General features: G+C 70.8%; 9 protein-coding genes. 6 read left to right on the forward strand and 3 right to left on the reverse strand.

From position 1 onward, the window contains the following. Positions 1–472 precede the first annotated feature (472 nt). A complete protein-coding gene (locus ACTMTJ_RS25975; RefSeq protein ID WP_441220331.1) occupies positions 473–610 on the reverse strand; it encodes a hypothetical protein in 138 nt (45 codons plus the stop codon). A 330-nt stretch (positions 611–940) separates the two neighbouring features. Between ACTMTJ_RS25975 and ACTMTJ_RS25980 the strand changes: the two genes are divergently transcribed. Genes ACTMTJ_RS25980 through ACTMTJ_RS25990 form a run of 3 tightly spaced genes read left to right on the forward strand, consistent with a single transcriptional unit; the run spans position 941 to position 5,283 of the window. Further along, on the forward strand, positions 941–3,691 hold the full coding sequence (locus ACTMTJ_RS25980; protein ID WP_441220332.1) for an AAA family ATPase: 2,751 nt from the start codon (positions 941–943) through the stop codon (positions 3,689–3,691). A gap of 31 nt (positions 3,692–3,722) precedes the next feature. Next, on the forward strand, positions 3,723–4,580 hold the full coding sequence (locus ACTMTJ_RS25985; RefSeq protein ID WP_441220333.1) for a metallophosphoesterase family protein: 858 nt from the start codon (positions 3,723–3,725) through the stop codon (positions 4,578–4,580). Next, positions 4,570–5,283, forward strand: a complete 714-nt coding sequence (locus tag ACTMTJ_RS25990; RefSeq protein WP_441220334.1) for a 4'-phosphopantetheinyl transferase family protein — start codon at positions 4,570–4,572, stop codon at positions 5,281–5,283. The genes ACTMTJ_RS25985 and ACTMTJ_RS25990 overlap by 11 nt, the downstream gene beginning before the upstream one ends. A gap of 4 nt (positions 5,284–5,287) precedes the next feature. Here the strand turns inward: ACTMTJ_RS25990 and ACTMTJ_RS25995 are convergent, their stop codons facing one another. Both ACTMTJ_RS25995 and ACTMTJ_RS26000 read right to left on the reverse strand, forming a co-directional pair. After that, complete coding sequence (locus ACTMTJ_RS25995) at positions 5,288–5,974, reverse strand: LuxR C-terminal-related transcriptional regulator (RefSeq protein ID WP_441220335.1); 687 nt, start codon at positions 5,972–5,974, stop codon at positions 5,288–5,290. Positions 5,975–6,084: 110 nt separating this feature from the next. After that, positions 6,085–10,059: a galactose-binding domain-containing protein gene (locus ACTMTJ_RS26000; RefSeq protein ID WP_441220336.1), complete on the reverse strand. Its 3,975-nt coding sequence runs from the start codon at positions 10,057–10,059 to the stop codon at positions 6,085–6,087. A 373-nt stretch (positions 10,060–10,432) separates the two neighbouring features. Here ACTMTJ_RS26000 and ACTMTJ_RS26005 point away from each other — a divergent pair, with 373 nt between their 5' ends. The 3 genes from ACTMTJ_RS26005 (at position 10,433) to ACTMTJ_RS26015 (ending at position 13,408) form a co-directional block, all read left to right on the forward strand. Beyond that, positions 10,433–12,037, forward strand: a complete 1,605-nt coding sequence (locus ACTMTJ_RS26005) for a substrate-binding domain-containing protein (RefSeq protein ID WP_441220337.1) — start codon at positions 10,433–10,435, stop codon at positions 12,035–12,037. A gap of 82 nt (positions 12,038–12,119) precedes the next feature. Continuing rightward, positions 12,120–12,674 (forward strand): helix-turn-helix transcriptional regulator, encoded by a 555-nt coding sequence (locus tag ACTMTJ_RS26010; protein ID WP_441220338.1) that lies wholly within the window; start codon positions 12,120–12,122, stop codon positions 12,672–12,674. Further along, complete coding sequence (locus tag ACTMTJ_RS26015; protein WP_441220339.1) at positions 12,671–13,408, forward strand: ABC transporter ATP-binding protein; 738 nt, start codon at positions 12,671–12,673, stop codon at positions 13,406–13,408. The genes ACTMTJ_RS26010 and ACTMTJ_RS26015 overlap by 4 nt, the downstream gene beginning before the upstream one ends. Position 13,409: the final 1 nt, after the last annotated feature.

Below are 13,409 nucleotides of genomic sequence, written 5' to 3' on the forward strand. Positions count from 1 at the left end.
TCCCGCGGGCACCGCTCCCGGCCGGCGGCTCGTAGACCGAGCCGAGATCCCCGGCCGTCCGCTGCCGGGTCCGCGGGACAAGCCCTTGGGCGGTCTTCGTGGGCAGTCGACACAGCGTGACCAGCCCAGGATCGGTACGTCGAGATCTAGCAGACTTAGGGTTGAAATAGCGCTAACTCTCCTAGATCTCGAATCTCGCGCCGCTCGCACGGCCGGAGCGGTTTACTGGCGGCGACGAAACCCCCGCTGCTTTCCCAGATTGCCGATCCGGCAACGGGCATTGTGGACAAACGTCGACCACCGCCTGGCGGGAGCTCGATTCACTCCCCGCCGGTGGCGCGCCTGGGGAGCGCGACCAGCGGCGGACGGGTGAGGCCGCGGGAGCAGCGGTCTGGACCACGACGGACATCGCGGTAGCCCAAATCTCTGTCTAAATAGGTGGGTCGAAGCCACCACGACTCCGGAAGGTCTCCTAGAGGGTGACGTCGACGGCGGTGCCGGTCTTCGGGGTTACGCGCACGTGGGGGTGGCGGTGGACCTTGGTGCGCTGCGGCGTGATCGGCAGCACGGCCGCGCCGTCGTGGAACTCGACCCGCCGGAACGTCCGCACGCACCGGCCGTCGGGCGCGTAGCTCCCAGATCTCTTATCACTTATGACATCCGCGGGTCGGTGCGGTTTACGCGAGAAGTGCTCAGTTAGGCAGCCCGTTACCTGCGCGTGATCTAACGAACCTTGCTGGGATTGCATCCATAGCGTTTCATGTGTGAATGGTTGTCGCGCACGACGCCATGGAGACGCTGATGCCGCAGCGTCGCGGGATGTGCGTTTCCGTGTGCGGCTGGTCGTGCACGTGCCTTGTATGCCGTGTATCTGTAAGCGACCTTGCGAATTGAATCGCCCCTTGGTGGTTTTGCCGAGCCCAAGCTTATGGGGGGTTTCATGCTTGTCGGACGAGGCAGAGAGCTGGTTGAACGCGACAGGGAGTCAGCGCAGCTGGCGTCCTCGTTGTCGGAATGCTTAAGCGGTAAGGGCGGCGTGGTTACCGTCAGCGGTCCGGTCGGTGCCGGTAAGACCGCATTGCTCCGGCAATTCACCCATCGCGCCGTGCAATCGGGTTTCGCGCACCTCAGTGCCAAAGCGTCCCGCGCCGAGCGCCGCGCACCGATGGGCGTGATGGGCCAGCTCCTCGGCGGCGCCCAGCTGCCGGAGGAGGCCGCCGAGAGGGTCATGCGGCTGCTCGACGACGCCGCGCTGACCGCGATGCTGCGCGACCGTGACGACGAGTCGGTCGAGCAGGTCGACATGCGGGTGCGGCGCGGATTGGCCGGGGTGCTGCTGGAGCTGGCCGAGCGGGCGCCGCTGCTGATCAGCGTCGACGACACCCACTTCGCCGACGCGGAGTCGATGCACTGCCTGCTCTACCTGATCCGCCGGATCGAGAGCGCCCGCGTGCTCGTCGTGCTGACCAGCACCGCGGGTGTGCGCACGCCGTGGCCGCGGCTGGCCGCCGAGCTGCTGAGCCAGCCCAACTGCCGGCGGCTGCGGCTCAGCCTGCTCTCGCCGGATGGGGTGGCCTCGCTGCTCGCCGGCCGCACCGGCCTCGGCGACACCGAGCCCGAGTCATGGCACAGGCTCAGCGGAGGGAGCCCGTTGCTGCTCGGCGCGCTGGTCGAGGACTACCGGGTGGAGGGCATGGCCGGCGAGGCGTTCAGCCAGGCCGTGCAGACGGCCCTGTACCGCGGCGACGACTCCATGCTGCCGGTCGCGCAGGCCCTCGCGGTGCTCGGCGAGCCGGCCTCGCCCACCCTGCTCAGCGAGCTGCTGGGCGACGCCTGCCCGTCGGCGGCCAGCGGGCTCGCGGCGGCCACCGACGCCGGCATCGTCGACGCCGGCCGCTTCCGCCACCCGCGCTCAGCGGTTGCCGTGCTGGAGGCGATGAGCACGCACGATCGCACGGAGCTGCACGACCGGGTCGCGCACGTGCTGTACCGCAACGGCGCCGCCGCCGTCACGGTGGCCCGGCACGCGGTCGCCGCCAGCCGCACCGAGGCGCCCTGGTCGGTGTCCCTGTTGCGGGAGGCCGCCGAGCAGGCGATGGCGCAGGACGACACCGGCATGGCGCTCGACTGCCTGCGCCTGGCCGAGCGCAGCCGCGTCGACGTGTCCGAGCGGGCGGGCATCCACGCCGCGCTGCTGCGGGCCAAGTGGCGGCTCGACCCGACGTCCGCCGAGCGGCACGCGCGCGAGCTCCTGCCGGTCGCGCGGGCCGGGATGCTCCGGCCCGACCTAGCGTTGATGCTGGTCAAGCACCTGATGTGGTTTGGCCGGTCGGCCGAGGCGGTCGAGGTGCTCGACAGCATCGACAGCTCGGCCAGCCCGGGCGCCGCGCTCGCCACCTCCTGCGTGCGGATCCGCTTCGGCTACTTCTATCCCGGCACCGCCGCCGGCCACACCGGCGATGCCCCGCTGCGGCGGGCCTCGGCCCTCACCGCCTCGTCCGGCCGGCTGCGGGTCCGCACCGCCAACATCATCGACGCGGTACACCGCGACGGCGTCACCGAGGAGGCGGTCGCCGACGCGCAGGCGATCCTCCAGCAGTACCGGCTCGACGACCACACCTGGGAGTCGATCATCGTCTCGCTGGAGGCGATGGTGCTGGCCGAGTGCCTCGACAAGGCGGCCGACCTGTGCGACGGGCTGCTGAAGGAGGCGGAAGACCGGCGGGTACCCACCTGGCGGGCGCTGCTGTCCGCGATGCGCGCCACGATCAGCTTCCGGCAGGGCAACCTGCCCGAGGCGGAGCGGCACGCACAGGCCGCGCTCTCGCACATCCCGCCGAAAGGGCTGGGTGTCTTCGTCGGCGGCCCGCTCTCGGTGCTGCTGCTGGCCGCCACCCGCCGCGGCCAGTTCGACGAGGCGCTGCGCCTGCTCGCGATGCCGGTGCCGGAGGCGATGTTCCAGACCCCGTTCGGGCTGCCCTACCTGCGCGCCCGCGGCCGCTTCCACCTGGCCAGGGGCAGCCACCGGGAGGCGATCGAAGACTTCGAGGCGTGTGGCGAGCTGATGGTGCGGTGGGGTCTCGACGTGCCCGGCCTCGCGCCGTGGCGCACCGACCTCGCCGAGGCCCGGCGCGGCCTCGGCATCCAGGCCCGCGACCTCGCCGCCGAGCAGATGGCCAAGCTGGGGCCGTACAACCGGCGCACCCGGGGCATCTCGCTGCGCGAGCTGGCCGCCACCGCGGAGTTGGAGCAGCGCGCCGGCCTGCTGCACGACGCGGTCGAAGAGCTGCGGGCCGGCGGCGACCAGCTCCAGCTCGTCGAGGTGATGGCCGAGCTCGGGGAGGCGCAGCACGCGCTCGGCGAGCACGCCAAGGCCCGCCTCACCACCCGCCGGGCGCAGCAGCTCGCCACCAGACACGAGGTGGCGGACCTGGTCTCGGCCGGCGCGACCCCGGACGACGGAGAGCCGGAGTCCACGGAGGTGTCGGCCATCGACGAGCTGAGCGACGCCGAGCGGCGGGTCGCCGCGCTCGCGGCGCAAGGCAACACCAACCAGCAGATCGCCCGCCAGCTCTTCATCACCGTCAGCACCGTCGAGCAACATCTGACCAGGGTGTACCGGAAACTGCGCATCAACCGCCGGTCGGATCTGCCCTTCAGTCTGGTTGCGGGGCTGCGCAACACCGCCTGAACGCTCGAGCCCTCGCGGATACCATCGTTGGGTGCCCGTACAGCCGAAGCTCCTGGCCATCAGTGACCTGCACGTGGCGTATGCGGACAACCGCCAGCTCGTGGAGGGCTACCGTCCGGAGACCGACGACGACTGGCTGCTCGTCGCCGGTGACGTCGGCGAGATGGTGAAAGACGTCGAGTGGGCCCTGCGGCTGCTCGCCAGCCGGTTTCGCAAGGTGGTGTGGGCGCCGGGCAACCACGAGCTGTGGACGCCCAAGGAAGACAGCGTCCAGCTGCGTGGCGAGGCACGCTACAAGCACCTTGTCGAGCTGTGCCGCGGCCTGGGTGTGGTGACGCCGGAAGACCCCTACCCGATCTGGGAGGGCGAGGGCGGGCCGGTCACCGTCGTGCCACTTTTCCTGTTGTACGACTACACGTTCCGGATGCCGCAGTTCACCACCAAGGAGGCGTCCCTCGCGAATGCGTACGACGTGGGCGTGGTGTGCACCGACGAGTTCATGCTCCACCCCGACCCCTACCCGACGCGCGACGCCTGGTGCGCGGCCCGGCTGGAGCTGACGCTGCGGCGGCTCGCCGAGCGCGAGCGGCCCGAGCTGCCGACCGTGTTCGTCAACCACTTCCCGCTCGTGCGCGCGGTGACCGACATCCTGCGCCATCCCGAGTTCGCCCAGTGGTGCGGCACCGTGCACACCGCCGACTGGCACGTGCGGTTCGACTCCGCGGCCGTCGTGTACGGACACCTGCACATCCCGCGGGTCAGCTGGTTCGACGGCGTGCGGTTCGAGGAGGTCTCGCTCGGCTACCCGCGCGAGTGGCGGGCGCGCGCCGCGCCACCGCGGGGGCCGCGCCAGATCCTGCCCACTGTGGATGGTGCCCGTGTTGGCTGAGCTGCTCCCGACGGCCGTGGTGGCCGTCGAGGCGTACGACGACTCGGCGCCGGTCGAGCTCTTCCCGGAGGAGCAGGCCATCGTCGCGCGGGCCGTCGACAAGCGACGGCGGGAGTTTACGACCGTGCGTGGCTGCGCCCGCCAGGCGTTGGCCCGCCTCGGCTACGGTCCGGCGCCGATCCTGCCCGGCCAGCGCGGCGCGCCCCAGTGGCCGGCCGGGATCGTCGGCACGATGACCCACTGCGAGGGATACCGGGCCTGCGCGCTCGCGCTCGACCGCGACGTGCGGACGCTCGGTGTCGACGCCGAGCCCGACGCGCCGCTCCCCGAGGGCGTGCTGGAGGCGATCGCGCTCACCGACGAGCTGGCCATGCTCCGCGACCTCGACACGCGGAGCAGGGGCGTGCACTGGGACAGGCTGCTCTTCAGCGCCAAGGAGGCCGTCTACAAGGCCTGGTTTCCGCTCGCCGCCAAGTGGCTCGACTTCAGCGAGGCGCGGATCGCGATCGACCCCGACGCGGGCACATTCGAAGCGACGCTGCTCGTGCCCGGTCCGGTGACGCCCGAGGGGCCGCTGGCCGGCTTCTCCGGCCGGTGGCTGAGCCGGCGCGGGCTGCTGCTCGCGTCCATCGTGGTCACCGCACCGTCCGCGACGGATGGCGCTTCCACGGCCCCCGCACCGGCGGAGAGGCAACCCGGATAGGGGGTTACTTGATGAAATCTTGCGCTACGACAGGGGGCCACACGCCGGCGGTGAGCACGCCCATCGCGTAGGCGCGTGACACCAGCGCCGCCCGGTTGGGTGCCTTGAGCTTCTTCATCATGGTCGCGACGTGGTACTCCACGCCTTGGCGGCTCAGGTAGAGCTTGGCGGCCAGGTTGACGGTGGACATGCCCATCGCCACACCCAGCAGGATGCGGGCGTCGAGCTCGGTGAGGACCTTGTGGCGGGTCGAGCGGGTGGCCGCGTCGGCCGCCGACTCGTCCCACTGGAGCATGACCAGGATGCTCGACACCAGCGGCGAACGGTCCCGGATGGACACGGCGGTCAGCTGCGCGGGCATCAGGCACTCTTCCGAGCGCAGCCCCAGCACCCGCTCGTTGATCCGCTCGCTGCGCCCCTCGATGAGGCGTACGAACTGGCGGCGGAGCGTGCTCTGGCTGCTCACCCGGAGGTAGTCGAACAGCTCCCGCCCGACGGTCTCCTCGGCCCCGCCGAGCTCCCGGCGAAACGGTTCGTTGGCCTCCTGGACCCGCAGCGCCAGGTCGACGGTGGCCATGCAGATGCCGGAACGCTCGAAGAGCGACCGGTATGCGTTCGCGTGCCGGTGTGCCGGTGAGGGGCCCGCCGGGTGGCGGATCTCATTGGTGGGTTCGGCAATGGCTTGGGTCACGGACCCATGATTGTCGGGTGTTCCCCTTAGGGGACACCCGTAGATGACCCCTAAAGCAGGGACGGGACAGGGCCCTCGCGTAACCGCGAAGACCCTGTCCCGGTGGGGAACTAGTTGACGTTGATGGTGAATGTTGACGTCGTGTTTCGGATGTTCTGCGCGTTGTTGCTGAACCGCAGGTTGTTGAAGGTCACCGAGCCGCGCGCCGGGCCCTCACCCGGCTCGGGCAGCTCGTTCGCCCAGATGCCGAAGCCGGACTTGGCGTCGAACGCGTCGCCGCTGCGCTGCGCCCCCGAGATGGAGACGTTCGTGAAGACGGTGTCCGTCACGGGGAACAGCGGCTGGCCGCCCACGTAGTCGGTCTGGAACATGATGCCGTGGTACGTCGGGTCGACGATGTCGACGTTGTTGACCCGGATTCCTTGGAAGACCTTGCTGGCCGAGTAGACCCAGATGCCGGGGAAGGTCTGCGCGCCCCAGAAGTGACCACCGGCCCGGACGATCGAGAGCCCGTCGAAGACGGTCGGCGGGCTGGCGCCGAAGCCGTCCATCGGGATGCCGAAGTCGAGCGAGCTGATGGTGATGCCGGAGTACACCAACGTGTCCGCGACGTAGATGTTGCGGAACTGGTTGTTGAACCCGCCGTAGACCGCGACACCGGCGGCGCGCCAGGTCAGGACCGAGGTGAGGTTTTCGAACACGTTGTCCCGCTGCTCACCGCCGCCGCCGTCGGTGGCCGCGAAGAGCGCGAAGCTGTCGTCGCCGGACGCCCGCGACTCGTTGTTGCTCACCAGGTTGCCCGTGCTGCCGTTCGTCATGTTGATGGCGTCGGCGAAGAGGTTGCGCGAGCGGGTGTTCCGGATCGTCGTGTTGTCGGTGTTGAGGCCCCAGAAGAGGCACATCTGGTGCTCGGCCCAGATCCCGTCGATGGTGATTCCGGAGACGTTTTGCAGGTCGAAGACCTTGCCCGGACCGTCGTTGCGCTGGGTGTAGTTGCCGAAGTACGAGAACCCGGTAAACAGCGAGCCGCCCGACGCGCCTTCCACGCGGAAGCCGACGTCGGTGTTCTCCTGGTTCTGCGGCGCGACGAACCGGGTGTACCAGGCGCCGGCGCCGACCACGCGCACGGCCTTGCCGTACACCTGGAACTTGCTCGACGTCGGGTACTCGCCGGCGGGCAGGTAGACGCCGATCAGGTTGCCGGTGGTGTCCATCCGCACCCGGTCGAGCGCGTTCTGCACGTCCTGGTGGGTGAAGCCGGCCGGCGTCGTGTACCGCGCCGGGTCCGGGTTGCCCACCTGCGACACCTGCTCGGTGCTGATGAAGTCGATCGCGAACGTGCCGCTGTTGGCCGCGTCCTTCTGGAGCTTGATGCGGCTGCCGGCGGGCACGGTCGAGTTGAGGAAGATGTTCGCCTCGTCGTAGATGTGCCGCGGGCTGCCCGCGCCCGGCGAGTTGCCGGGACTGGCCTCGGCGCCGTACAGCCAGGCGTACTTCGAGGTCAGCGGGATCGCCTTGTGGAACACGTCGTTGACGTACACGTTGAGCGTGCTGGTGGTGCCGTCCGGGATGGAGAAGCGGGTGACCAGCGTGTTGGTGTCTCCGCGCGTGGTGAACTGGACGGACGCGCCGTTCTGGTTGAGCGTGACCGCGCGCCGGCCGGACGCCTCGCCGGCGAGGTCGCCGATCGTCCGGTTCGGACCGACGACGGCCGCGCCGCCACCGACCGCGCCGTCCTCGGCCTCCAGGATGTCGAACGGCATGTTCGCGCCCCGGCCCACGAAGAGCGGCCGCTCGCTGGTGTTGTTGGCCTGCTTGACCGGCAGCTCGTTGCCGTCGTTGGCGAGCACCACCCGCACCGTGTACCGGCCGTTGGCGGCGGTCCACGTGCCGAGGTTGAGCACCGGCGTGGTGGCCCCGGCCGCGATCGCGCCGCTGTGCGAGCCGGTGAGCGTCCGCACCACCGTGCCGGAGTCGTCGAGCACGGTCAGCGTGACGCCGTGCGCGCCCGCCGCCGAGGCGATGTTGCCCTGGTTGCGGATAGACGCGGTGAACGTGACCGTGTTGCCGTTGGACGGGTTGTTCGGCGTCCAACCGACCGCCGCGGCGACCAGGTCCGAACTGGACACCGGAGTGACCACAAGGGACGTCGGGCTGGTGAAGGCGTTGTTGGCGTCGTTCTGCTCGATGATGTCGTTGTCCTCGTCCACCTTGGCCGTCACCTGGTAGGTGCCGGCGTCACGCGGGCCGATGTTCGCCGACACCGTCGCGGAGGCGCCAGCGGCGAGCCCACCGACGGCGGCGGTGCCGGCACGCGTCGTACCCAGGTAGAAGTTGACGTCCGTGGCACCGGAGGCCGCGGTGCCCGCGTTGCGCACGGTGGCGGAGAGGGTGATGGCGCTGGTCTCCACCGGCGCGGCCGGGCTCGACGTGATGCCGGTGACGGTCAGGTCCGGGTTGGGTGCCGGCGAGCCGATCACCTGGAACTCCGCGACCTGCCCTCCCGGCGCGCCCGAGTTGGCGGTGAAGCGCAGCTGCACGTCCGCGACGGTCGCGGTGACCGGGATCGTCACGCTGTTGCTGGAGGCGGGGTTGAACGTGTACGTCTGCTGGGACACCAGGTTGGTGAAGCCGGACGCGCTCTGCTCCCGCCCGAGCACCTGGAGCGTCTGCGTCCGGGTGCCCCAGATCGGGTCCGGGTTGAGCCGCAGCACGACCGAGTTGACGCTGGCGTTCGAGCCGAGCTGCACGGTCAGCGTGCCGGGGAACCCGTTGGACTCCCAGTAGGTGCCCACGTTGTCGTCGTTGGCGTTGGTCGCGACGAACGTGTGCACGTGGCCGGACGCGGTGACCGGCTTGCCCACGGCGAGGTTGGTGCCGCCGGTGGGGCCGCCCGGCCGGGTGACCGTGTTGCTGTTGCCCGACTGGTTGCCGGCCGCGTCCCGGGCCCGCACGTGGTACGAGACCGTGGTGCCGTCCGGCTGGTTGTCGGTGAACGTGGTGACGTTGCCGGCCACGCTCGTGCGCAGCTCGTTGTTGGCGTAGACGTCGTAGGCGGTGACGCCGACGTTGTCGGTCGACGCGCCCCAGGTGAGCCGGATCTGGCCGGTGCCCGGCTGGGTGTACGCGAGGTTGCCGGGCGTGCTCGGCGCCTCGGTGTCACCGGTCGCCGGGCCGTACACCTCGAGCTCGGAGATCTGCCCGGCCGGCCAGCCGGTGTTGGCGGTGATGTTCAGCCGCACGTAGCGCGTGGTGGTCGCGGTGAAGTCGATCGTCACGGTGTTGCCGCTCGCCGGGTTGAAGACGTAGCCGGCGGAGGCGACGAGCGTGCCGAACGACGAGCCGTTGGTGCTCGACTGCACGGTCAGCGTCTGGGTGCGGGTGCCCCAGCCGGCCGGCAGCTTGAGCACCAGCTGGTTGACGCTCACCGACGAGCCGAGGTCCACCTGGATCCACTGTGGAAACGCGTTGTTCGCGCTCTCCCAGTAACTGCCCTGGTTGGCGTCGTTGGCGTTGCCGCCGGGGTAGCCACCCTGGGAGCTGCTGACCTGGATCGCCTTACCCGCGGCGAGGTTGGGGCCCGCGGCGGCGACGGCGAAGACGTCCAATGTGGATAGCTGGCCGGCCGCCGCCCCGGTGTTGGCGGTGATGTTCACCCGGACGTACCGCGCGGTGGTGGCGCCGAAGTTGATCGTGACGGTGTTGCCGCTGCCCGGCGCGAACGTGTACGTGGCCGAGGAGACGATCGTGGCGAACGTGCTGCCGTTGGGGCTGCCCTGCACGGACAGCGTCTGGTTGCGCTGGCTCCAGCCCGCCGGGAGCTTGAGCTGCACCTGGTCGATGCTCCGGCTGCTGCCGAGGTCGACCTGTGCCCACTGCGGGAAGGCGCCGGAGCCCTGCCAGTAGGTGGCCTGGTTGCCGTCGGTGAGGTTGGCGACGGGGAAGGCGCCGTCGCTGGCGCTGGCCGCGGCCGGGTGGCCGGCGGCGAGGTTGGGACCGCCGGCGGCTTCGGCGGGCGTCGCGACCGCGACACCCGCCACCAGCAGGAGGGCGGCGACCAATGCTCTCGGGGATCTGCGGGACATGGCGGTGCGGCACCTACTTCCGTGGGCGACAGAGGGGGCCAGACCGGTGACGTCGCCACGCCCGGGCGCGTGGGGCGTACCGCCGTGCGCTTGTTTCGTGACGATGACGATACAAATACAGACTGATCAACGCAAGAAGCGAATCAACAGCCTGCAAAAAATCAACTTGGCCAACTAGCTCGCCCAGGTGGTCCCAGTGCGGCGCCGATCCGCCAGTTGTCCGTTCTCGGATGAGCGCGGCACGAGGGTCGATGCGATGCTGAACGGCGTTGATCCCACGACGAGGGCGGTGGGGACGCCGTCGGGGGCCGTCGGGAGGTCCGTGTGGCCGGGGGTACCGATGGGGAGACATTCGGCGAGCGGCATAGCGCGGGTGCGACCGGTTCTGGCCGTTGCCGCGTTGGGTGCGGTGGCGTTGCTGGTCGCCACCGGCCTGTACATCCGTGTTCGTGACGAGCCGGGCGGCGCGACCCGGCTGACCTCGGCCTGCCCGCACACCGTGCGCGTGGTGACGGCCTCCTCGTTCGCCCCGGTGCTGGACGCGCTGGCTCCCGGGACGAGGGCGGACGACAGCTGCGTCAACCTTCAAGTCGCGGTCGCGGACGGGCGCGCGGCGCCGGAGGCTGTCGAGCGGATCGACGCTGACGTGTGGATACCCGACGACTCGTCGTGGGCCGCGGTCGCCGGTGGCGGGCTTCTCGCCGCCAAGGAGGTGGCCGGCTCCGGCACCGTGCTGGCGGAGACGCCCATCTACATGGTCACCGACGCCGCCACGGCGGATCGGCTTCGCGCGGCGGGCGGCTCGTGGCTGGCGCTGGCCAACCTCGTCGCGTCGGATTCCGGTGTCCGCCTCGCGGTGCGCGACCCGGCGGGCTCGGGCGACGGCATGGTGGGCGCCGGTGGTGTCGCCGAGGCGGTGTGGCTGGCGAAAGGCATGGACGCCTCGGCGCTGGCGCTGGCTCGTGCCATGCGCGTCACCCGCACGGTGACCGGCCGCGATCCGGCACTGCCGGCGGGGCGCGGCGAGGTCGGGCTGGTGCCCGAGTACGCGCTGCTGCCGCGCCTCGGCTCGGCGCCACCGGCGGTGCTTCCCGGCAGCGACTACGCGGTCGTGCTGCGCTACACCTGGCTGCCCACGAGGGCGGCTGTGAAGGACCTCGCCCGGGTGGCCGCGCTGGACCGCTTCCGGACGCTGCTTGCCGGCGAGGCCGGCGCTGCCGCGCTGGACGACGCCCGGCTGCGCGCGCCGGGCGCGGACACGCCGCCGGGCGCCGACGTCCAGTTGCCGGCGTTGGCTCGCGCCCGGATGGGCGTGCTCGGTCCGCACCATGTGGACCACGTCCTGGCCACCTGGTACGCGCCCGATCGGCGGACCAACCTGCTGGCCGTCGTGGATGTGTCCGGATCGATGGGGCAGCAGGCGCCCGGCTCTGGTGCCAAGCTGATCGACCTCGTGCGCGAGGGCTGCCGCGCGCTGGGCCGGCTGCTCCCGGACGACAGCCGGGTGGGGATCTGGGAGTTCGGCCTGGCGCTGGACCCGCCACGTGACTACCGGGTGGTGCTCCCCACCGCTCCACTGGCCGCGGGGCATCGCGCCGCGATGGACGCGGCCGTCAGCCGGCTGGCCGCGCGGCAGACCGGCACCGGCCTCTACGACACCATCCTGGCCGCGTACATCGCCGGGCGGGACGCCGCCGAACCGGGTGTGTCGACGCAGGTGCTGATCTTTACCGACGGGCGCAACGAGGGCGACGCGCAGGGCATGACCCTGGCGCAGCTGACCGCGGGGCTCCAGCGGGCGAAGGATCCGGCCCGCCCGATCCACCTCAGCGTGGTCGCTTTCGGCCAGCGGCGGGAGGCGAAGCTGCTGGCGGGCGCGGTCAAACCGGTCGACGGGTACGTCGCGGATCTCGCCACGGCCGAAGAGGTGACGGCGGTGTTCATCCACACCGCGGCTGGCGGTCTCCACGGCGACTAAGGCCGTTTTCGCAGGTGAGTGCCCCGTTGACAGGGGATACCTAACAGCTAAACTCTAGCTGTTAGGTATTGGAGGAGCGTCCATGAAACACGTCGTGCTCGGCCTGTTGGCGGCCGGCCCCGCGCATGGGTACGAGGTGCGTCGGCGCTACGACGAGCTCTTCGCCGGCGCCGGCGTGGAGGTCAACGTCGGGCAGATCTACATCACGCTCGGTCGCCTGGAAAAGGACGGCCTCGTCACCTACACACCCGCGTCGGGCGGAGATCGGCGAGACCGCAAGGTCTACCGGCTCACCGACACCGGCACCAAGGCGCTGCGCGAGTTCCTGGCCGAGCGCCCCGACACCCCGATCGTCAAGCCGGACGTGCTGCTCAGGCTGGTCACGGCCCGGCTCGCCGCGAGTGTGATCCCGGGCATCGACGCGCGCGCGATCATCGCCGATCACCGGCAGCGGTGCTACGAGGCGCTGCGCGACCTCGACCGCCAGGCCGGGCAGGCCGCGCCGGGCAGCGTGAGCGGCCTGCTCCTCCAGGCGACCGCGCTGCACCTTCAGGCCGAGCTGCGCTGGCTGGAGGCGTGCGAGCAGCAGCTCACCCAGATCCTTCCCCAGACGAAGCCGGACGGAGACCAGCCATGACCGACCCGTTGCTGCGCGCCAGCGCGCTCAAGCGGACCTACCGCGGCGGAGCCCGGGAGCACGCCGCCCTGCGAGACGTTTCCCTGACCGTGGCCCCCGGCGACTGGGTGGCCATCACCGGGCCGAGCGGCTGCGGCAAGTCGACGCTGCTGCACCTGCTCGGTGGCCTCGACAGACCGGACAGCGGCGAGGTGTGGCTGGCCGGCACCCGCCTGGACGACCGCGACGAGAGTGGCCGGGCCCTGCTGCGCCGGCGGCACGTCGGCTTCGTGTTCCAGTTCCTCAACCTCGTGCCGACGATGACCGTGATCGGCAACGTCGAGCTGCCCCTGGTGCTCCAGGGCGTCGGGCGCCGCGAGGCGCGCGGCCGCTCATTGGAGGTGCTCGAGGAGCTGGGTGTCGGCGACGCCGCCGACGCCGCGCCCGCCGAGCTCTCCGGTGGCCAGCAGCAGCGGGTGGCGCTGGCCCGTGCGGTCGTGCACGGCCCCGACGTGCTCCTCGCCGACGAGCCGACCGGCGCCCTCGACTCGGCGTCGGCCGAAGTCGTGCTCGACCTGCTTCGCCGCCGCCACGACGGCGGCCAGAGCATCGTGCTGGTCACCCACGACCACCGCGTCGCGGCCGCGGCCGACCGGGTGGTGACGATGCTCGACGGCGAGATCGTCGACGAGCGCGACCTCAGCGGCACCAAGCAGCGCCCCACGTACGCCAACCTGATCAACCTGGAGGGCTGAG

Origin of the sequence: Phytohabitans sp. LJ34, assembly GCF_052068095.1 — a bacterium.
Taxonomy (GTDB): domain Bacteria; phylum Actinomycetota; class Actinomycetes; order Mycobacteriales; family Micromonosporaceae; genus Phytohabitans.